The sequence below is a fragment of the Ideonella alba genome, assembly GCF_018069845.1.
Lineage (GTDB): Bacteria > Pseudomonadota > Gammaproteobacteria > Burkholderiales > Burkholderiaceae_C > Ideonella > Ideonella alba.
Window position 1 is genome coordinate 535,035 of record NZ_JAGQDD010000001.1, and the last position, 19,002, is coordinate 554,036.

The following is a 19,002-nucleotide window of genomic DNA, read 5'->3' on the forward strand; positions in this document are numbered from 1 at the left end:
GCTCAGTCCTTCCAGGCGCGGGCGATCTCGATGAAGCGGTCTTCGCAGGCCTGGGCTGCGGCGACGATCCGGGGGTCGAAGTGCTGGCCGGCGCCGTCGGCCAGCATGGCCATGGCGTCGGCGTGGGGCAGCGGGTCCTTGTAGGGACGACGGCTGATCAGCGCGTCGTAGACGTCGGCCACCGCCATCAGGCGCGCGGCCAGTGGAATCGCGCGGCCCGCCAGGCCATCCGGGTAGCCGCGGCCGTCCCAGCGCTCGTGGTGGTGGCGGGCGATCTGGCGCGCGAAGTCCAGGAAATCCGAGGCGCCGCCCATGCGCTGCGCGGCGCGCTGCAGGATCTCCCAGCCCTGCAGCGTGTGGGTCTTCATCACCTCGAAGTCGGCGGCGTCGAGCTTGCCGGGCTTGAGCAGGATGTGGTCGGGGATCGCCACCTTGCCGATGTCGTGCAGCGGCGCGCTCTTGGCCAGCAGCTCGATCGAGCCGGCGTCCAGCCGCGCCGCGTCGGCGTCATCGCCGGGGTGTTCGCTCAGGTACTCGGCCAGCGTGCGCACATACTCCTGGGTGCGCTTGACGTGGTTGCCGGTGTCCTGGTCGCGGAACTCGGCCAGCGAGACCATCACGAACATCGTGGCGTCGCGCAGCCGCTCGACCTGGTCGACCTGGGCGGCCAGCGCCTCGGCCAGACCGGCGTTGCGCCGCTTGAGCGCATCGCGCGAGGCCTTGACCTGCAGGTGGGTGCGCACCCGCGAGCGCACGATCGGCGGGCTGATCGGCTTGTGGATGAAGTCGGCCCCGCCGACCTCGAAGCCGCGCGCCTCGTCCTCGGGCTGGCTCATCGCGGTGACGAAGATCACCGGCACCTCGCGCGTGCGCGGGTCGGCCTTGAGGCGGCGGCAGACCTCGAAGCCGTCCATCTCCGGCATCATCACATCGAGCAGGATCAGGTCGGGCGGCTCGCGCAGCGCCAGCTCCAGCGCGCGGGCGCCGGTGTTGGCCAGCTTCACGCGGTGCTCGCTGTTGAGCAGGCCGGCCAGCAGGTTCAGGTTGGCCGGGGTGTCGTCCACCACCAGCAGCGTGGCGCGGTGTTCCGATGCCCCCATCAGCGGACCTCCCGATCGAGCAGCGCCAGTGCGGCGTCGAAATCGCAGGCCTGGATGGCCTGGTCCAGCGCCAGCGCGTGTTCCACCGGCAGCCCGGCGCGCAGCGCGTCGCGGTGGCTGTGCCAGTGCGCCAGGGCCTCGCTGTCGGCGTCGGCCAGCAGGCGGCGCAGCGTGGCGCGGATCTCGGGGCTGGCCGGGGCCGCCGCAGGGCGCTCGCGTGCCGGCCAGGGTGGTTCGGCGCGCAGGGCGGCCACCAGCGTGGCCAGTTCCGCCTCGGCCTGGTCGGCCGCGGCGATCACCCCATCGCCCGCTGGCAGGGCGTGTTCCAGCGCCTGCGCGGCATCGGCCAGCGCACCCATGCCCAGCTGGCGCGCCAGCCCCTTGAGCGTGTGGGCCTCGCGGGCCAGCGCCGGACCGGCGCCGTCGCGCGCCTGTGCCGACAGGCTTGTGTCCCGGTTGTCGATGTGCTCGACGAAATGCGCCAGGCCGTTGCGCAGCAGGGTCTCGCCGCCGCAGCGCGCCAGCGCGGTGTGCAGGTCGATGCCGGGCCACTGCGGCCACGGCAGGCCGGGCTCATCGATCGGCGCGGCCGCGGCGATGGCGGCGTCGGCCGCCGGGTGGGCCGGCAGGAAGCGGGCCAGCTCGCGCAGCATGGCCGGCGGATCGATCGGCTTGGGGATGTGGCCGACCATGCCGATCGCCAGGCAGCGCTCGCGCTCCTCGACCAGCGCATGCGCCGTCATCGCCACCACCGGCAGGCGGCGCCACTGCGGATGGGCCAGGATGCGGCGCGTGGCCTCGTAGCCGTCCATCACCGGCATCTGCAGGTCCATCAGCACCACGTCGAAGGCCTCGGCACCGTCGCGCTCCAGGCGATCGAGTGCCTGCTGGCCATCCTCGGCCGAGCTGATGAGCGCGCCGGCGCGCCGCAGCAGCTCGGTGGCCAGCTGGCGATTGACCGGGTTGTCCTCGACCAGCAGCGCGCGCAGCCCCGCCAGCGGCAGCAGCATGCCCGGGGCCGGCGGCGGCGCCGGCGACTCGGCCTGCAGCAGGCGCTTGAGCGCACTGGGCAGCACCGGCTTGTCGATGAAGTACAGCGCACCCGCGGCGGCGGCTTCGCGGCGCAGCGCGTCGCTGCCATAGGCCGACATCACCACCACCCGCGGTGCCTCGGGGCCGAGTGCGCGCAGCCGCTCGATCACCTCGCCGCCGCGCAGGTCGGGCATCACCCAGTCGAGCAGCATCAGGTCGAAGGGCTGGCCGATGCGGGCGGCCTCGTGGCAGCGCTGCAGCGCGGTCTGGCCGTCGGCCACGGCCTCGAGCAGACCCTCGCGGCCCACACCCAGCGCGGCCAGTTGCTCCAGCACGCTCTGCCGCGTGGCGACCTGGTCGTCGACCACCAGCACGCGCTGGCGCGCCAAGGTCTGGTCGTCGATCGGCGTCGGGGTGGCGGCCAGGCGCACCGGCAGCTCGATGCGGAAGGTCGAGCCCTGGCCGGGCGTGCTGTCGACATCGATGTGGCCGCCCATCAGCTCGACCAGCCGGCGCGAGATCGACAGGCCCAGGCCGGTGCCGCCATAGCGGCGCGTGGTGGAGCCGTCGGCCTGCGTGAACTCCTGGAACAGCCGCGCGCACTGTTCGGCGTCCATGCCCACGCCGGTGTCCGCGACCGACAGGCGCAACAGGGCGCGCTCACCCGGCTGCGGTGATGCGCTGCCGTCCAGGTCCAGCGCCAGGCGCACCTGGCCCTGTTCGGTGAACTTCACGGCATTGGTCAGCAGATTCACCAGCACCTGGCCCAGGCGCAGCGGGTCGCCCCAGATCGCCCCGGCGCTGCCCAGCAGGGCCGGGTGCCGCACATCGCACAACAGCTCGATGCGCTTGGCCTGGGCGCGCTCACGCACCATCAGCAGTGCCTGCGCGGCCACGTCCTCGATGCGGCAGGGCACCGACTCCAGCGTCAGCTTGCCGGCCTCGATCTTCGAGAAGTCCAGGATGTCGTTGAGCACGCCCAGCAGCATGGTCGCTGCGCCGTGGGCCTTGTCCAGGTAGTCGCGCTGCTGGGCGTCCAGCGCGGTGCCCAGGGCCAGGTGGGTCATGCCGATGATCGCGTTCATCGGCGTGCGGATCTCGTGGCTCATGTTGGCCAGGAACATGCTCTTGGCCTGGGTGGCGGACTCGGCCTGGCGGCGCGCCTGCTCCAGTTCGCGCTGGTGTTCGCTGCGGGCGGCCAGGTCGCGCTCGATGCTGTCGGCCATCAGGTCCAGCGTGGCCGACAGCGCGGCCACCTCGCGCAGGTGGTCGGTGCCGCGTGGCACGCGCGCGGCGTAGTCGCCGCCGGCCAGGCGCTCGGCGGTGTAGGCCAGTTCGGCCACCGGGTCCAGCAGGCCGCGCTGGATGCCGCGCCAGGCGCGGCCCATGGCCAGGATCACCAGCAGGTCGACGATCAGCGCCGCGACGATCAGCTGGCGCAGCCGGGTCGAGGCGGTGTCCACCGCCCCTTGGGTGCGGGCGTCGGTCAGCTGCTCCAGACGCAGGACCTGCTCCACCAGACGGGCATGCGCCAGCTCGTAGTCGCGCGAGTGCACGACAGCCCGCGCGTATGCGGTGTCCGGTCGACCGTCCGAGACGAACTCCTGGCGCGCCGGGTCGTACAGGCCCTGGGTGGCGGCAAAGGCAACCTGCTCGAAGCGGCCCAGGGCCTCGGTGGCATCGACGATGTCCTGCAGCGCCTGCTGCTCCGCGGCATCGGCCTGCAACTGCCGCAGATGCGCCTGCAGCGACACGCCGCGCTGGCCCTCGGGCAGCCGATGCTCGCGCTGGCCGGCGACCACCTGCTCCCAGTACAGGCCGTTGGCATCGTCCGGGGCCGGCTTCTCGCCCTGGCGGATGGCCAGAATGTCGTAGTAGTAGCGCAGGTAGCGGGGGTGGGCGGTGTCGACATAGCTGCGCACCAGCATCGACAGCCGGTTGGTCTCGTGGTGCAGGTCGTCCACCACCTTCAGGGCGGCGTCGCGCCGCACGGCGGCTTCGCCCGCGTCGCTGTAGGCCCGCATGATGACCAGCAGGAACAGGCCGTGCACCAGCAGGGCCACCGTCACCAGGCCGAAGAACACGCGCGACGCCCGGCCCAGGCTGAGCAGGGGGCGGCCAAGGGGGGCGACAGAGGATGGCAGGGCAGGCGCGGTCACGACACGGATGCCCCCGTGGGTAGGGGGTCTCCGTTTATCGGCGCGATCCGGCCAGTATGAAGGGCGGAAAAACGGCCGGAAGCCGCACGCGGCCCGGCCGTCAGGTGCGCGCGCGCGTCAGAGCGACTGCAGGTAGGCCGCCACGGCCTTCATCTGCTGCGCGGACATGCCGGCCGTCTCGGCACGCATCAGCACGCCGTGCGGGCGCAGCCGGGTGCTGAAGCCCTTGAGCTGGCGCTCCAGGTAGTCGGCATGCTGGCCCGCCAGGCGCGGGAAGCCCGCGGCGCCCTCGGCCCGCTCGCCATGGCAGCCGGCGCAGGCGCGGATGCCCGAGCCGGGCACACCGTCCTCGAACAGGCGACGGCCTTCCTTGAGCAGGCGGTCGGGGCCACGGGCGCGGCCGGGCGCCGGCGCCTGCACCGCGTAGTACTCGGCCAGGGCCTGGATGGTGTCGTCGTCGAGCAGGGCCGACACGCCCCACATGTAGGCCTTGTTGTCGGCCTCGGCGCGCTGCTGGGCGCGGAAGTCCTTCAGCTGGCGCGCCGTGTACTGCACCGGCTGGCCGGCCAGTGACGGGTAGGCCGCGCTGGCACTGCGGCCGCCCTCGCCGTGGCAGGCTGCGCAGACGTGGATCGCGCGGCGCGCGATGTCGGTACCGCCGTTCATGTCCTGGGCCGACGCGGCGACCGCGGCCAGGCCCAGCAGGGCGGCGCCCAGCGCACGACGTGCGCCGGAGCGGATGGGGAACACAGGCATGTCTCCTCCAGGTCTCATGCCCGCCAACCGCTGGCGGACAACGCGGCCACGTTGCAAGTCCGGGGCCAGTGCAGAGCTTGAGCCGGTTGATGCTGGCCTGTCTTGATGCATGTCATGCATTGGGCGCCGCGCCGGGCCTGCCGGCGGCCCTGCGCGCCGGGCGAGGACCGCGCCTCTCGCCGGTCGCGCAACACCGTGTCACGCGGCTGGCGCAGTTCGGGCCGCCCCATGAACGCGGTATGGCGACGCATGGGCGCCTGCGCGAAGCTCGGCGCCGGGGAGACTGCATCGTTCGGAGGGGCCCATGATTGATCTTCTCGGACCGCCTGGCCGTGGACGCGCCGCCTGGCTGATGGCGCTGTCCGTGCTGGCGCTGGCCTGCGCTGCTGCCCATGCCGCGCCCGCACGCTACAGCGCCACCGCACTGTCCAGCGGCAACAGCATGGCCTACGGACTCAATGCGCGCGGCGACGTGAGTCTGGCTGCGGATGACGTGGGTGGCGGCACGGCTGGCTGGGTCAAGGGTGTGCTGATCCCCGTGCCGATGGGCAGCGGCAGCCGAGTGTCCAGCGATGGCCGGGTGGGTGTGCTGGTGGACAACGGCGACGGCCGTCAGAGACCGGGCCTCTTTGACCTGCGCACCGGCGACGTGACGGTGGTGGGTCCGCCGCACACGCTGCCGCCGATCGTGCGCGACGCCAACCGGCAGGGGGTGGCTGTGGGCTATGCCAGCGAGGCGCCGCCGAACGCCGAGGTCTTCAGCGGCGGCTCCGAGCTGGAGCTGGGCCAGGGCAGCGTCAACGCCATCAACAGCCAAGGCGAGGTCGCTGGCACGCTGTGGCACACCGACCCGCTGAGCGGGGATGACCAGTGGTGGGCGTTCAGCGCCGCACCGGGCTCGACCGTGATCCAGTGGATCGCGCCGATCAGCAGTGGCCTGTCGAACGAGGCCGTGGCCATGGACAGCCAACGGGTGGTGGGCGTCAGCGATGTGAACGCCGGCAGCGGTTCGGTGGCCTTCTACCACCACCTGCGCAATGGCCTGACCGTGCCGCTGGCCGGGCTGGGTGGCAGTGGAGCGGGGGCGCTGGGCGTGAACACCCATGGCGCGATCGTGGGCTGGGCGGCGACGCCCGGCGACGCCGACTACCGGGCCGTTCTGTGGACCGGCCGCAACCAGGTCCACGACCTGAACCAACTCAGCGATGTGCCGGCCGGTTGGTTGCTCTATGAGGCCGTCGACATCAACCCGAAGGGTCAGATCGTGGCCAATGGCGCCGATGCCGCCGGCAACCCGAAAGCCTTCCTGCTGACGCCGGTGTCAGGCGCACAGGCGCCGGCGACGGTGTCGCGCCCGCGGCTGTCGCCACGGATGCTGTGCGAGCAACTGCGCCCGTGGGTGCGGCTGCCGGGGACGAAGACGCCTGCGGCCTGCCGCTGGATGCGGGGGCGCTGACGCGAACGCCGGGCCTGACAGCCCGGCCGCTGCACGCAGCGCCGCGGCCTTGTGGTCTGCGTTCACGTCCGCTGCGCGGACATGAACTTCGCCCCAAAGCCCAGGGTTCGCTGACGCGAACGCCGGGCCTGACAGCCCGGCCGCTGCACGCAGCGCCGCGGCCTTGTGGTCTGTTCTCTGGTCTCGGCTCACGTCGCTGCGCGACATGAGCGTCGCCCGCGCACAGCCAAGCCGCGCGCTGCGCGCCCGGGGGGGTTACAGGCCCGCTGCGGCTCGAAGGGCCGCAGCCTTGTCTGTACGCTCCCAGCTGAACTCGGGCTCTTCGCGGCCGAAGTGGCCGTAGGCCGCGGTCTTCTGGTAGATCGGGCGCAGCAGGTCAAGCATCTGGATGATGCCCTTGGGGCGCAGGTCGAAGTGGGCTTCGACCAGCTTGGCGATCTCGCTGTCGGGGATGACGCCGGTGCCCTCGGTGTAGACCGTGATGTTCATCGGCCGCGCCACGCCGATCGCGTAGGCCACCTGGATCTGGCACTGGCGCGCCAGGCCGGCGGCGACGATGTTCTTGGCCACGTAGCGGGCGGCATAGGCGGCCGAGCGGTCGACCTTGGTCGGGTCCTTGCCCGAGAACGCGCCGCCGCCGTGCGGGCAGGCGCCGCCGTAGGTGTCGACGATGATCTTGCGGCCGGTCAGGCCGCAGTCGCCCTGCGGGCCGCCGATGACGAAGCGGCCGGTCGGGTTGATCAGGTAGCGGGTGTCCTGCAGCCACTCCTTGGGCAGCACCGGCTTGATGATCTCCTCGATCACCGCCTCGGTGAAGCTGGCCTTCATCTTGGTGGGCGTCTCGGACTGGTCGGGGCTGTGCTGGGTGGACAGCACCACGGTGTCGATGCTGTGCGGCTTGCCGTCGACGTAGCGCATCGTCACCTGGCTCTTGGCGTCCGGGCGCAGGAAGGGCAGGCGGCCGTCCTTGCGCAGCTGCGCCTGGCGCTCGACCAGCCGGTGCGCGTAGTAGATCGGCGCGGGCATCAGCTCGGGCGTCTCGTCGCAGGCGTAGCCGAACATCAGGCCCTGGTCGCCGGCACCGGTGTTCAGGTGGTCGTCGCTGGCGTGGTCCACGCCCTGGGCGATGTCGTTGCTCTGCTTGTCGTAGGCCACCAGCACCGCGCAGCCCTTGTAGTCGATGCCGTACTCGGTGTTGTCGTAGCCGATGCGCTTGATCGTGTCGCGCGCGACCTGGATGTAGTCGACATGCGCGTTGGTGGTGATCTCGCCGGCCAGCACGACCAGACCGGTGTTGGTCAGGGTCTCGGCGGCCACGCGGCTGCGCGGGTCCTGGGCGAAGATGGCGTCCAGGATGGCGTCGGAGATCTGGTCGGCGACCTTGTCGGGATGGCCTTCCGAGACCGATTCGGAGGTGAAGAGATAATCGTTCGCCATGGTGCTCACTGCAGAAACGGTTGCGCGGTCTATCGAAGCTTCGACCGGCTCGGCAACCTGGGTGAGCGGCGAACGCTTTAGCGGCATTTGATCAGTGCGATTCTCAGTTGAACCCCACCGGCGTGGTCTGATGAACAGCCCCGCATCGCCCCGCAAGTTGTCCTGTTAACTCGGCGATGTCGGACATTTTACCAACGATCGGCATGGCCCTGCTGCGCTGGATGTCGCGCTGGCCCCTGGGCGCGCTGCACGCGCTGGGCGCGCTGCTGGGCTGGCTGACCTGGCTGGCCTCGCCCAGCTACCGCCGCCGTGTGCGCGCCAATGCCGACCTGGCCGGCGTCAGCGCCGCCGACCGTCGCCGCTCGGTGTCCGAGGCCGGCCGCATGGTCGGCGAGGTGCCCTGGCTGTGGCTGATGCCGCCCGAGGGCCAGGTGCTGCCGCGGGTGCGCTGGCAGGGCGCCGAGAAGGTGGACGCGGCGATCGCCGCCGGCCGCGGCCTGGTGCTGCTGACGCCGCACCTGGGCAGCTTCGAGGTGTCGGCCCGCGCGATCGTCGAGCGCTGGGGGGCGCAGCAGCCGCTGACCGTGCTGTACCGGCCGGCGCGCAACGCGTTCCTGCGCGAACTGGAAGAGACCGCCCGCCACCGCCCCGGCCTGGCCACCGCGCCGGCCAACCTCAGCGGCGTGCGCCAGATGCTGCGCGCGCTGAAGAAGGGCGAGATGGTCGGCCTGCTGCCCGACCAGGTGCCGCCCGAGGGCCAGGGCGTCTGGGCACCGTTCTTCGGCCAGCCCGCCTACACGATGACGCTGGCCGCCCGCCTGGTGCAGCAGACCGGCGCCGCGGTGCTGGTGCTGTGCTGCGAGCGCCTGCCCGGCGCGGCGGGCTTCGAGGTGCACCTGCTGGACCTGGTCGAGCCCCTGCCCGCCGGCAGCGACGAGGCCGCCCAGGTGCAGGCCGCCCGCATCGTGAACCGCACGATGGAGATGGTCATCGCCCGCTGGCCGCACCAGTACCTGTGGGGCTACCACCGCTACAAGCGCCCGCGTGCGGCACCGGGGACGCCCGGATGAGTGGCCGCAGCGACAACGGAATGGCCAATGCCGGCGCGCGCCTCGTGCTGGCGCTGGTCTGGCTGATCCACTGGCTGCCGATGGGCGCGCAGGATGCGCTGGGCCGCGGCCTGGGGCGGCTGCTGTGGTGGATCGGCGGCTCGCGCAAGCGCACCGCGCTGCGCAACCTGGCGCTGTGCTTTCCCGAGCGGCCAGCGGCCGAGCGCGAGGCGATCGCCCGCGAGCACTTCGGCTGGCTGGGCCGCAGCATCCTGGAGCGCGGCATGCTGTGGTACGCCAGCCCCGAGCGCCTGCGCCGGCTGATCCGGGTCGAGGGCGAGGTCGACTTCGCCGAACGCCAGCCCGGTGCGGTGATGTGGCTGGTGCCGCACTTCCTGGCGCTGGAGGTGGCCGGCGCGGCCTCGCAGCTGTTCCAGAAGCGCTGGGTGGTCTCGATCTACGCCGAGCAGTCCAACCCGGTCTTCGACCGCGCGATGCGCGCCGGGCGGCTGCGCTACGGCCAGGGCGAGCTGTTCTCTCGCCATGGCGAGCGCGCACTGCCCTTGGTGCGGGCGGTCAAGCGTGGCGCCGCGTTCATGAACCTGCCGGACATGGACTTCGGCCTGAAGGACGGGGCCTTCGTGCCCTTCTTCGGCGTGCCTGCGGCCACGCTGCTGGCGCCCGCGCGCATGGCGCGCAGCCTGCAGATGGCGGTGCAACCGGTGGTGGCCGAGATGCTGCCCGGCGGCCAGGGCTGGTGCGTGCGCTTCCTGCCGCCCTGGACCGATTTCCCCGGCGACGATGACCTCGCCGCCACGCGCCGCATCAACGCCTGGATCGAGCAGGAGATCCTGCGCAACCCGGCGCAGTACCTGTGGGTGCATCGGCGCTTCAAGACCCGCCCGCCCGGCGAGCCGTCGCTGTACCGCTGAGCGCGGCGAGGCGGCACGCCCCCGCCGCCCGCCGAGCGCGTCGGACGCCTGATAATCCGGCCCATGCTCGTCAAGTTCACCAAGATGCAGGGTGCCGGCAACGACTTCGTCGTGCTCGACGCCACCCGCGCCGCGCTCAAGCTCTCGCCCCGCCAGCTGCAGAAGCTGGGTGACCGCCGCTTCGGCGTCGGTGCCGACCAGATCCTCGTCGTCGAGCCCGCGCCTGACGACAGCGTCGACTTCCGCTACCGCATCTTCAACGGGGCCAGCGGCACCGAGGTCGAGCACTGCGGCAACGGTGCACGCTGCTTCGTGCGCTACGTGCGTGACCACGGCCTGACCGACAAGCCGGTGGTGCGCGTGGCCACGATCAACAACCGGCTCGAGCTGCGCCTGCAGGCCGACGGCCGCGTCACCGTGGACATGAACCGCCCGCGCTTCGAGCCCGAGGCGCTGCCCTTCGACACCACCGGCCTGCAACCGCGCAGCCAGGGCCAGGCCCAGCTGTGGCCGCTGTCGCTGCCGGGTGGCCCGACGGTGGAGGTGGCGCTGGTGTCGATGGGCAACCCGCATGCAGTGCAGCGCGTCGAGGACGTGCGCACCGCCGCGGTGGCCGAACTCGGCCCGCTGATCGAGGCCCATCCGCGCTTCCCGCGCAAGGTCAATGCCGGCTTCATGCAGGTCATCGACCGCGGGCAGATCGCGCTGCGCGTGTTCGAGCGCGACGCCGGCGAGACCCTGGCCTGCGGCACCGGCGCCTGCGCCGCGGTGGTGGCCGGCATCCGACTGGGCTGGCTGGACGCCACGGTGGACGTTGAAACCCGCGGTGGCCGCCTGACGATTGAATGGGCGGGCGGCGACGCCCCGGTGCTGATGACCGGCCCCGCCGTGACCGTCTTTGAAGGAGAGATCGAGCTGTGAGCAATACGCCGGAGCGGGTGCAGGGCATCACCGAGGACGACATCGCCGACTACCTGGCCAACACGCCGGGCTTCTTCGAGCGCCACGCCGAACTGCTGGCTGCGGTGCAGCTGGCCAGCCCGCATGGCGGGCGGGCGGTGTCGCTGCAGGAGCGCCAGATCGACATGCTGCGCGAGCGCATCAAGGGCATGGAGCGCCGCTTCATGGACATGGTGCGGGCCGGCAATGACAACGCCTCGATCGCCCGCCGCATGCATGGCTGGACCTGCGCGCTGATGCGCGCCACCGACCCGGACGCGCTGCACGACGCGGTGGTCGACGGCCTGAAGGAGCAGTTCCTGATCCCCCAGGTGGCCTTGCGCCTGTGGGGTGTCGACGGCGGGGGCCGTCCCTGGACCGAGGGCACCGACGAGGACCTGCACACCTTCGCTGCCAGCCTGAACGTGCCGTACTGCGGCCTGAACTCGGGCTTTGCCGCGGCGCAGTGGCTGGGCGGCGCGCCGGCGCAGTCGATGGCCATGATCCCGCTGCGCCGCGCCGGCGCCGGCAGCGCATGCTTCGGTCTGCTGGTGCTGGGCTCGCCCGATGCGCTGCGCTACCAGGCCGACATGGGCACCGAGTTCCTCGAGCAACTGGGCGACATTGCCAGCGCTGCACTGGCGCGGCTGTTCCCGCGCTGACATGCACCGGCGCGCGCACGACGTCCCAGGCCTCCCCAGGCAGGCGCACTGACATGGATCCGCGTGCCGCCTTGCCCGACCCGCTGCCGCGCTACCTGACGCACCTGCGCGTCGAGCGCCGGGTGGCGGCGCGCACGCTGGCGCTGTACGAAGACGCGCTGCGCCGCCTGGCCGATGGCCTGGCCGCACAAGAGGTGCCGCTGGCGCGCACCCAGCCGCACCATGTGCGCGGGCTGGTGGCCTCGCTGCACGGGGCCGGGCTGTCGCCGCGCAGCCTGGCGCTGCAGCTGTCGGCCTGGCGCGGCTTCTTCCGATGGTGGGGCCGCGAAGGCGCGGTGGCGGCCAACCCGGTGGACGGTGTGCGGGCCCCCAAGGCCGCCAAGCCGCTGCCCAAGGCGCTGCCGGTGGACCAGGCGGTGGCGCTGGCGGCCCATGAGGATGCCGCCGACGACCCGGCGCTGGCGGCGCGCGACCACGCGATCGCCGAGCTGCTCTACGGCGGCGGCCTGCGCGTGGGCGAGCTGGTCGGCCTGGACTGCGCGGCCGGGCCGCAGGCGGCGGGCTGGGTCGACCTGGCCGATGGCACCGCGCATGTGCTGGGCAAGGGCCGCAAGCGGCGCAGCGTGCCGATCGGCGAGGCGGCGGTGACGGCGCTGCGCACCTGGCTGGCCCAGCGCGCCGGCCTGGCCGCCGACGGCGAGGCCGCGCTGTTCGTCGGCCAGCGTGGCCAGCGCCTGAGCGACAGCCAGGTGCGCTCGCGCCTGCGCCGCCTGGCGCTGCAGGCCGGTCTGCCCACGCCGGTGCACCCGCACATGCTGCGCCACAGCTTCGCCTCGCACCTGCTGCAGTCCAGCGGCGACCTGCGTGCGGTGCAGGAGCTGCTGGGCCACGCCAGCATCAGCACCACCCAGGTCTACACGCGGCTGGACTACCAGCACCTGGCCAAGGTCTACGACGCGGCGCATCCGCGCGCCCGGCGCAAGGGTTGAGCCGGATCGGGCGCACCGGCCCGGGCGCCTAACATCGCCGCGCATCAAGGGGACAGGCATGCAGCAGAGATGGCGATGGGCGCTGGGCGCCGCGGTGCTGGCAATCGCCGGCCTGGCCGGCGCCGCCGAGCCGAGCTTCCAGATCACGCCGGTCGACGACGCCTGGTTCAAGGCCTTGCCGATGGACCCGCAGGCCGCGACCAATGCGTTCATGGCCCGCATCCCGCCCGAGGTCCAGGCGCGCGCCAATGCCTACTTCGAGGGCGGCTACTGGCTGCAGCTGTGGAACTTCCTGCTCGGCCTGGCGGTGGCCGCGCTGCTGCTGTTCACGCCCTGGTCCACGCGCTGGCGCGATGCGCTGCGCCAGCGGCTGCGCCGGCCCTTCCTGGCCGACGCCGCCTACGGCGCGCTGTACCTGCTGGCCGGCACCGTGCTGACGCTGCCGCTGAGCCTCTACCAGGGCTTCGTGCGCGAGCGCGCCTACGGCCTGGCCACGCAGGACTTCGGGGCCTGGTTCGGCGAACAGCTGATGCAGACCGGCATCAGCCTGCTGCTGGGCGGCCTGGCGATCGGCCTGCTGTATGCGGTGCTGCGCGCCAGCGGGGCGCGCTGGTGGCTGTGGGGCGCGGTGGCGATGACCAGCGTGATGGCGGTGACCATCGCCATCGGACCGGTGTTCATCGAGCCGCTGTTCAACACCTACAAGCCGATGCCCGAGGGCCTGCTGAAGGACCAGCTGCTGCGCATGGCGCAGGCCAACGGCGTGCCGGTGGACAACGTCCTGGTCTTTGACGCCTCGCGCCAGAGCACCCGCGTCAGTGCCAACGTCGCGGGCCTGATGGGCACCGCCGCCGTGCGCCTGAACGACAACCTGCTCAACCGCGCCAGCCCCGATGAGGTGGTGGCGGTGATGGCCCACGAGATCGGTCACTACGCGCTGAACCACATCCCGAAGATGCTGCTGGAATTCGGCGTGCTGATCGCCGCGGGCTTCCTGTTCTGCGACGCGGTGATGCGCGCGCTGCTGGCGCGCTGGGGCACCCGCTGGCGCATCCAGGGCATGGCCGACGTCGGCGGCCTGCCGCTGCTGGCCGCGGTGTTCGCCACCTGGATGTTCCTGGCCACGCCGCTGCTCAACACCATCATCCGCGTGCACGAGGTCGAGGCCGACCTGTGGGGCCTGAACCTGGCGCGTGAGCCGCTGGCCGAGGCCGAGGTGCTGCTCAAGCTGGTCGAATACCGCAAGCCCGACCCCGGCCCGATCGAGGAATTCATCTTCTTCGACCATCCCAGCACCCGCACCCGCGTCTTCAACGCGATGCAGTGGCGCGCCCAGCTGGGCGACGGCGCCGAGCCGTGAGCCCGGCGCGCCTGTGCCTGCTGAACCCGCACGCGGCCGGCGGCCGCGGCGCCGCGCTGGCGCCGGCGCTGGAGGCTGCCCTGCACGCGGCCGGCGGGCCGCCGCTGCGCTGCCCGTCCAGCGTGGCCGCGGCGCGCGCCGAGATTGCCGCGCTGCCCGCCGGCAGCCGGGTGCTGGTGGCGGGCGGCGACGGCACACTGCAGCACCTGCTGTCCGCCGTGCTCGCGGGGGACCATGAGCTGGCGCTGCTGCCCTGCGGCACCGGCAACGACCTGGCGCGGGCACTGGGCCTGCGCCGCGGCGACTGGCGCGCCGCGCTGCAGGGGGCGCTGCAGGCACCGGCGCGGCCGATCGATCTGGGCGAGTTGTGCGCCGACGGCGGCGCGCCGCAGCCCTTCGCCTCCAGCCTGTGCGTCGGCTTTGACGCGGCGGTGGGCGCGGCGGCGCTGTCCGGCCCGCGCAGGCTGCGCGGGATGCCGCGCTACCTGTGGGCCACGCTGCGCACGCTGGCGCGGCTGCAGCGCTACCCGCTGCGCCTGCAGGTGGATGGCGCCCCCGGACCGGCCGGCCCCTGCCTGTTCGCGTCCTCGCTGAACACGCCGACCTATGCCAGCGGCATGCCGGTGGCGCCGGGCGCGCGCATCGACGACGGCCGGCTATCGCTGGTGCGGGCCGCCGCGCTGGGGCGGGTCGGCACGCTGCTGGCGCTGCCGCTGCTGCTGGCGGGCTGGCACCTGCACCACCCGCGCATCCGGCTGCTGCCCTTCCGGCACCTGCGCCTGGAGGGCGATGCGCCGCTGCCGCTGGCCCTGGATGGCGAGCCGGTGGCGCCGGCCCGGGTGGTGGAGGTCCGCGTGCGCCCGGCGGCGCTGCGGGTGGTGCCGGCTCAGCGGTAGTAGCCGGCCCGGGACATCTCGCGCTCGGCCGCCACCTGCGAGGCCTTCAGCGCCTCGGTCAGCGTGAGCTGGTCGGCCAGCAGCAGGCCCATCTGCCGGCCCACCTCGTTGCCGACCGCCGGGAACTCGGCGATCGAGGCGAACTGCACGCCCACGTAGGGGCTGCGCGGCAGCGTCGCGTCCTGCGGGTTGGCCAGCTCGATGGCGGCCAGCTCGGCGGTGGCAAAGCGCGCCGCCCGCTTGAACTCGGGGTTGGCATAGGTGCTGCGCCGGGTGCCGGTGGGCACGTGCGCCCAGCCGCGGTGGCGCGCCACCAGCTGCACGTAGTCCTTGCTGGTGGCCCAGGTGACGAAGCGCATCGCCTGCGCCACCTTGGTCGAGCCGGCCGGCACCGCCAGATTCCAGCTCCACAGCCAGCCCGCCCCCTTGGGGGTGACGGCGGTGGGCGCCATCGCCAGTCCCACCTGAGCGGCCACCCGCGAGCGCTGGGGATCGGTGATGGCGGACGCCGCGATCGAGGCGTCGACCCACACGCCGCAGCGCCCCGCACTGAACAGCGCCAGCAGCTGGTTGTAGCCCAGCGTCCAGGGCTGCGGCGGGCCGTAGCGCTTCATCAGGTCGGCATACAGGCCGATCGCCTCGCGCCAGGGGCGGCTGTCGATCTGCGGCCGCCAGCCCATGTCGAACCACTGGCCACCATGGGTGTTGACCAGGGTGCTCAGCAGCGCCATGTTCTCGCCCCAGCCGGGCTTGCCGCGCAGGCAGATGCCGTAGCGGCCGCGTTGGGGGTCGTGCAGGCGCGCGGCCAGCGCCTTCACCTGGTCCCAGGTGGGGCGGTCGGGCAGGGGGAGGCCGGCCTGCTCGGCCAGGTCCTTGCGGTACATCAGCAGCGAGCCCTCGCCGTAGAAGGGGGCGGCGTAGAGCTTGCCGCCCACGCTCAGCCCGCCGCGCACCGCGGGCAGCAGGTCGTCGACGTCGTAGGCGGCGTCGGTGGCGATCGGCTGCAGCCAGCCCTTGCGTGCCCAGATCGGTGTCTCGAACATGCCGATCGTCATCACATCGAAGCGCCCACCCTTGCGCGCGATGTCGGCGCTCACCTGTTCGCGCAGGGCGCCTTCGGGCAGCGTGACCCACTTCAGGCGGATGTCCGGGTGGCTGCGCTCGAACGCGGGCGAGAGCTTCTGCATCTCCAGCATGTGCGCGTTGTCCACCGTGGCAATCACCAGCTCGGTGGCCGCCTGCGCGCCCGCAGCCAGACCGGTCAGGGCCAGGACCAGAAGAGCGGTTCTCGGCGACATGGCGGCTCCCGGGGTGAAGGGCTGGCGCGGACGGCGCCAGGGCGCGATTGTCGGCGCAGCGGGCGACAATCGGGGCATGAAAGTCATCCGCTTGCGAGAAGGCAAGGAACGTTCGCTGCTGCGCCAGCACCCCTGGGTGTTCGCCGGCAGCGTGGCCAAGGGCAAGGCCGACCCTGGCGAGACCGTGCGCGTGGAGGCCGACGACGGCCGTTTCCTGGCCTGGGCCGCGTTCAGCCCCAGCTCCATGATCCGCGTGCGCGCCTGGAGCTTCGACGAGGCCGAGCGCATCGACGCCGGCTTCTTCCAGCGCCGCCTGCAGGCCGCGGTGGCGATGCGCCAGCGCCTGGCCATCCAGAGCAATGGCGTGCGCCTGGTGCACGGCGAGGCCGACGGCCTGCCGGGCCTGATCGTCGACCGCTACGACGACATCCTCAGCGTGCAGTTCCTCTCGGCCGGCACCGAGCGCTGGAAGGACGTGATCGCCGACGCGCTGCTGCAGGTCACCGGCTGCCAGCGCCTGTTCGAGCGCAGCGACTCGGGCGTGCGCCAGATGGAGGGCCTGGCGCCCGCCAAGGGCTGGCTGCGTGGCGAGGGGTCCACCACCGTGACCCTGCAGGAACACGCGATCCGCCTGACGGTGGACGTGGAGGAAGGCCACAAGACCGGCTACTACCTGGACCAGCGCGAGAACCGCGCGCTCTTCGCCCGGCTGGTGCGGCAGCTCGGCTGCAAGAGCGTGCTGAACTGCTACAGCTACACCGGCGGCTTCAGCGTGGCGGCGCTGGCCGGCGGCGCCACCGAGGTGATCAGCGTCGATTCATCGGGCCCGGCGCTGGCGCGCGCCGACGCCCATGTGCTGCTCAATGGCTTCGACCCGGCGCACCACACCTCGATGGATGCCGACGTCAACGGCACGCTGCGCCAGCTGCTCAAGGACGGCCGGCAGTTCGATGCCATCGTGCTGGACCCGCCCAAGTTCGCCCCCAGCGCGGCCCACGCCGACCGCGCCAGCCGCGCCTACAAGGACATCAACCGCCTGGGCCTGAAGCTGCTGAAACCCGGCGGCCTGCTGCTGACCTTCAGCTGCTCGGGCGGCATCGGCGCGGAGCTGTTCCACAAGATCGTCGCCGGCGCCGGTCTGGACGCCGGTGTGGATGCCTACCTGATGCAGCGCCTGGAAGCCTCCAGCGACCACCCCACCACGCTGTGCTTCCCGGAGGGCGAGTACCTCAAGGGCTTGGCGCTGCTGCGGCGCTGAGCCAGGCCGCGCCCGCGATGCCCAAGGCGCCGATCCTGGTCCTGTGCCACGGCTCGGCCGGTGACGTGCATCCGCTGCTGGGCCTGGCCCGGCGTCTGGCCGACCGCGGCCACCCGGTGCAGGTGCTGTGCGGCCGGCTGCACCTGGGCGCGGCACAGCGCCTGGGCCTGGACGCCCAGGCGGTGGACACCGACGCGCTGCCTCCCCAGGCCGTGCACGGCCCGGGGCTGTGGCCCGCGCCGCTGCTGTGGCGCCGCGTGCTGCAGGCCGCGCGCGCCAGCCTGCCGCTGGCCCTGGCCTGGCTGGACCGCTGGCCCGCCGACGGCCCGCGGCCGGTGCTGGTGGCCGGCAGCTTCGCGCTGGCCGGGCCGCTGCTGCGTGAGCTGCGCGGCCTGCGGCTGCTGACCGTGCACCTCTCGCCGGCGGTGGTGCCCAGCGACACGCTGGCGGTGCGCCTGGGCGATCTGCAGATGCCCGCCTGGTGGCCGCAGCGCTGGCGTCCGGCGACGATCCGCTGGGCCGAGCGCTGGCTGTTCGATCCGGTGGTGGCGCCCGGCGTGAACGCGCTGCGCGCCGAATGGGGCCTGCCGCCGGTGCAGCGGGTGCTGGGCCGCTGGCTGCATTCACCCGATGGCGCGGTGGCGCTGTTCCCGCCGGCCTTCGCGCCGGTGCTGCCGCCGCCGGGCCTGGCGGTGCAGCAGCTGGGCTTTCCGCTGTTCGATCCGCCGCGCGCCGACGCCCGCTGCCTGGCCGACGACCCCGAGCTGCTGCAGTTCCTGCAGGACGGCCCGCCGCCGGTGGTGTTCTATCCGGCGTCGGCGCGGCGCGATGCGCGCGTCTTCCTGGGCCGCGCGCTGGCGCTGGTGCGTGAACCCGGCAGCCCGGTGCGCCGCGCGGTGCTGATCAGCCGCGACCGCGACGGCCTGCAGGCGCTGGGCCCGCTGCCTGCGGGCGTGCTGCAGCGCGACTTCGTGCCCTTCGAGGAACTGCTGCCGCGCAGTGCCGCGCTGGTCCACCTGGGCGGCATCGGCGCCGCCGCGCAGGCGCTGCGCGCCGGCATTCCCCAGCTGGCGCTGCCGCTGCACCACGACCAGTTCGACAACGCCCAGCGGCTGCAGGACCTGGGCGTGGCGCGCTGGGTGCGCAAGCACCAGTCGGCGACCGTGCTGGCGCGCGCGCTGAGCGAGCTGCAGTCCGACCCGCGCACCGCCCAGGCCTGCGCCGTCTGGCGCGAGCGCCTGTCAGCCGCGCCCAACGCGCTGACGCAGGCGGCAGACGCGGTGCAGGCGCTGGCCTGAGGCGACGCCCAGCGTAGACGCTCAATCGACGTCGGCGTCGGCAGCCCAGGTGAGCAGGCCGCGGCCACCCTCGTCCAGGGCGTGGCGCAGCGCGGGCAGGGCGGCCTCGGGCAGGCTCAAGCGCACGCGCACCAGGTCGCCGTGGTCCACCGCGTCCAGCGTGGCGCCATGGGCGTCCAGCTGGCGGCGCAGCCAGCCTTCCAGCGCATAGGGCAGGGTGCAGGTCCGGTGGGCCATGGCCTGGCGCGGGACCCGGATGGCGCCCAGCAGCGCGCTGGCGATGGTGTCGGTTTAGGTGTGAAGCTTCAATAGGTTGTTGCGGGTGTTCACCCGGAGTGGTTTTGAGAGACTGGGAATCGCCAAACGCCCTGTCAAACCCAA

16 protein-coding genes are annotated in these 19,002 nt (G+C 72.7%); 10 read left to right on the forward strand and 6 right to left on the reverse strand.

The window, feature by feature from the left end; genetic code table 11:
• Positions 1–2: 2 nt before the first annotated feature.
• The 3 genes from KAK03_RS02290 to KAK03_RS02300 all read right to left on the reverse strand — a co-directional run bounded on the left by KAK03_RS02290 (position 3) and on the right by KAK03_RS02300 (position 5,047).
• Positions 3–1,100 (reverse strand): HD-GYP domain-containing protein, encoded by a 1,098-nt coding sequence (locus KAK03_RS02290; RefSeq protein ID WP_210851548.1) that lies wholly within the window; start codon positions 1,098–1,100, stop codon positions 3–5.
• Positions 1,100–4,216, reverse strand: coding sequence for a hybrid sensor histidine kinase/response regulator (locus KAK03_RS02295; protein ID WP_210851549.1), 3,117 nt, complete (start codon positions 4,214–4,216; stop codon positions 1,100–1,102). The genes KAK03_RS02290 and KAK03_RS02295 overlap by 1 nt, the downstream gene beginning before the upstream one ends.
• 192 nt (positions 4,217–4,408) lie before the next feature.
• Positions 4,409–5,047: a c-type cytochrome gene (locus KAK03_RS02300; RefSeq protein WP_210851550.1), complete on the reverse strand. Its 639-nt coding sequence runs from the start codon at positions 5,045–5,047 to the stop codon at positions 4,409–4,411.
• A gap of 304 nt (positions 5,048–5,351) precedes the next feature.
• Here KAK03_RS02300 and KAK03_RS02305 point away from each other — a divergent pair, with 304 nt between their 5' ends.
• Entirely contained in the window at positions 5,352–6,503 is a 1,152-nt protein-coding gene (locus tag KAK03_RS02305; protein ID WP_210851551.1) for a hypothetical protein, read from the forward strand.
• A gap of 255 nt (positions 6,504–6,758) precedes the next feature.
• Here KAK03_RS02305 and metK read toward each other — a convergent pair whose 3' ends face one another.
• Positions 6,759–7,940, reverse strand: coding sequence for a methionine adenosyltransferase (metK, locus tag KAK03_RS02310; protein ID WP_210851552.1), 1,182 nt, complete (start codon positions 7,938–7,940; stop codon positions 6,759–6,761).
• A gap of 203 nt (positions 7,941–8,143) precedes the next feature.
• Here metK and KAK03_RS02315 point away from each other — a divergent pair, with 203 nt between their 5' ends.
• The 7 genes from KAK03_RS02315 to KAK03_RS02345 all read left to right on the forward strand — a co-directional run bounded on the left by KAK03_RS02315 (position 8,144) and on the right by KAK03_RS02345 (position 14,767).
• Positions 8,144–9,010, forward strand: a complete 867-nt coding sequence (locus KAK03_RS02315; protein ID WP_210851553.1) for a lysophospholipid acyltransferase family protein — start codon at positions 8,144–8,146, stop codon at positions 9,008–9,010.
• The gene (locus tag KAK03_RS02320; RefSeq protein ID WP_247660867.1) at positions 9,007–9,921 is read left to right on the forward strand and encodes a lysophospholipid acyltransferase family protein; all 915 of its coding nucleotides are present in this window, start codon (positions 9,007–9,009) and stop codon (positions 9,919–9,921) included. The genes KAK03_RS02315 and KAK03_RS02320 overlap by 4 nt, the downstream gene beginning before the upstream one ends.
• A gap of 63 nt (positions 9,922–9,984) precedes the next feature.
• Positions 9,985–10,842 carry a diaminopimelate epimerase gene (gene dapF / locus KAK03_RS02325; protein WP_210851554.1) on the forward strand — a complete coding sequence of 286 codons (858 nt, stop codon included), beginning with the start codon at positions 9,985–9,987 and terminating at the stop codon, positions 10,840–10,842.
• Entirely contained in the window at positions 10,839–11,522 is a 684-nt protein-coding gene (locus tag KAK03_RS02330) for a DUF484 family protein (protein WP_210851555.1), read from the forward strand. The genes dapF and KAK03_RS02330 overlap by 4 nt, the downstream gene beginning before the upstream one ends.
• A gap of 53 nt (positions 11,523–11,575) precedes the next feature.
• Positions 11,576–12,511, forward strand: a complete 936-nt coding sequence (locus KAK03_RS02335) for a tyrosine-type recombinase/integrase (protein ID WP_210851556.1) — start codon at positions 11,576–11,578, stop codon at positions 12,509–12,511.
• Between the two features lie 58 nt (positions 12,512–12,569).
• A complete protein-coding gene (locus KAK03_RS02340) occupies positions 12,570–13,871 on the forward strand; it encodes a M48 family metallopeptidase (RefSeq protein WP_210851557.1) in 1,302 nt (433 codons plus the stop codon).
• Positions 13,868–14,767, forward strand: a complete 900-nt coding sequence (locus KAK03_RS02345) for a diacylglycerol/lipid kinase family protein (protein ID WP_210851558.1) — start codon at positions 13,868–13,870, stop codon at positions 14,765–14,767. Before KAK03_RS02340 ends, KAK03_RS02345 begins: the two co-directional genes overlap by 4 nt.
• Here the strand turns inward: KAK03_RS02345 and KAK03_RS02350 are convergent.
• The gene (locus tag KAK03_RS02350) at positions 14,758–16,065 is read right to left on the reverse strand and encodes an ABC transporter substrate-binding protein (protein WP_210851559.1); all 1,308 of its coding nucleotides are present in this window, start codon (positions 16,063–16,065) and stop codon (positions 14,758–14,760) included. The two genes, KAK03_RS02345 and KAK03_RS02350, sit on opposite strands and share 10 nt — an antisense overlap.
• 76 nt (positions 16,066–16,141) lie before the next feature.
• On the opposite strand from KAK03_RS02350, the gene KAK03_RS02355 reads away from it, so the two are divergent.
• Together KAK03_RS02355 and KAK03_RS02360 are read left to right on the forward strand one after the other, a co-directional pair.
• Complete coding sequence (locus KAK03_RS02355) at positions 16,142–17,323, forward strand: class I SAM-dependent rRNA methyltransferase (protein WP_210851560.1); 1,182 nt, start codon at positions 16,142–16,144, stop codon at positions 17,321–17,323.
• A gap of 17 nt (positions 17,324–17,340) precedes the next feature.
• Positions 17,341–18,621, forward strand: coding sequence for a nucleotide disphospho-sugar-binding domain-containing protein (locus KAK03_RS02360; protein WP_210851561.1), 1,281 nt, complete (start codon positions 17,341–17,343; stop codon positions 18,619–18,621).
• A gap of 21 nt (positions 18,622–18,642) precedes the next feature.
• Here KAK03_RS02360 and KAK03_RS02365 read toward each other — a convergent pair whose 3' ends face one another.
• A complete protein-coding gene (locus KAK03_RS02365) occupies positions 18,643–18,858 on the reverse strand; it encodes a DUF1949 domain-containing protein (RefSeq protein ID WP_210851562.1) in 216 nt (71 codons plus the stop codon).
• Between the last annotated feature and the right edge of the window lie 144 nt (positions 18,859–19,002).

Coding starts and splice junctions, on each gene's coding strand:
- KAK03_RS02340 (WP_210851557.1), top strand. CDS start 12,570: ATGCAGCAGAGATGGCGATGGGCGCTGGGCGCCGCGGTGCTGGCAATC.
- KAK03_RS02335 (WP_210851556.1), top strand. CDS start 11,576: ATGGATCCGCGTGCCGCCTTGCCCGACCCGCTGCCGCGCTACCTGACG.
- KAK03_RS02350 (WP_210851559.1), bottom strand. CDS start 16,065: ATGTCGCCGAGAACCGCTCTTCTGGTCCTGGCCCTGACCGGTCTGGCT.
- KAK03_RS02365 (WP_210851562.1), bottom strand. CDS start 18,858: ATGGCCCACCGGACCTGCACCCTGCCCTATGCGCTGGAAGGCTGGCTG.
- KAK03_RS02355 (WP_210851560.1), top strand. CDS start 16,142: ATGAAAGTCATCCGCTTGCGAGAAGGCAAGGAACGTTCGCTGCTGCGC.
- KAK03_RS02290 (WP_210851548.1), bottom strand. CDS start 1,100: ATGGGGGCATCGGAACACCGCGCCACGCTGCTGGTGGTGGACGACACC.
- KAK03_RS02315 (WP_210851553.1), top strand. CDS start 8,144: ATGGCCCTGCTGCGCTGGATGTCGCGCTGGCCCCTGGGCGCGCTGCAC.
- KAK03_RS02360 (WP_210851561.1), top strand. CDS start 17,341: ATGCCCAAGGCGCCGATCCTGGTCCTGTGCCACGGCTCGGCCGGTGAC.
- KAK03_RS02300 (WP_210851550.1), bottom strand. CDS start 5,047: ATGCCTGTGTTCCCCATCCGCTCCGGCGCACGTCGTGCGCTGGGCGCC.
- KAK03_RS02320 (WP_247660867.1), top strand. CDS start 9,007: ATGAGTGGCCGCAGCGACAACGGAATGGCCAATGCCGGCGCGCGCCTC.
- metK (WP_210851552.1), bottom strand. CDS start 7,940: ATGGCGAACGATTATCTCTTCACCTCCGAATCGGTCTCGGAAGGCCAT.
- dapF (WP_210851554.1), top strand. CDS start 9,985: ATGCTCGTCAAGTTCACCAAGATGCAGGGTGCCGGCAACGACTTCGTC.
- KAK03_RS02305 (WP_210851551.1), top strand. CDS start 5,352: ATGATTGATCTTCTCGGACCGCCTGGCCGTGGACGCGCCGCCTGGCTG.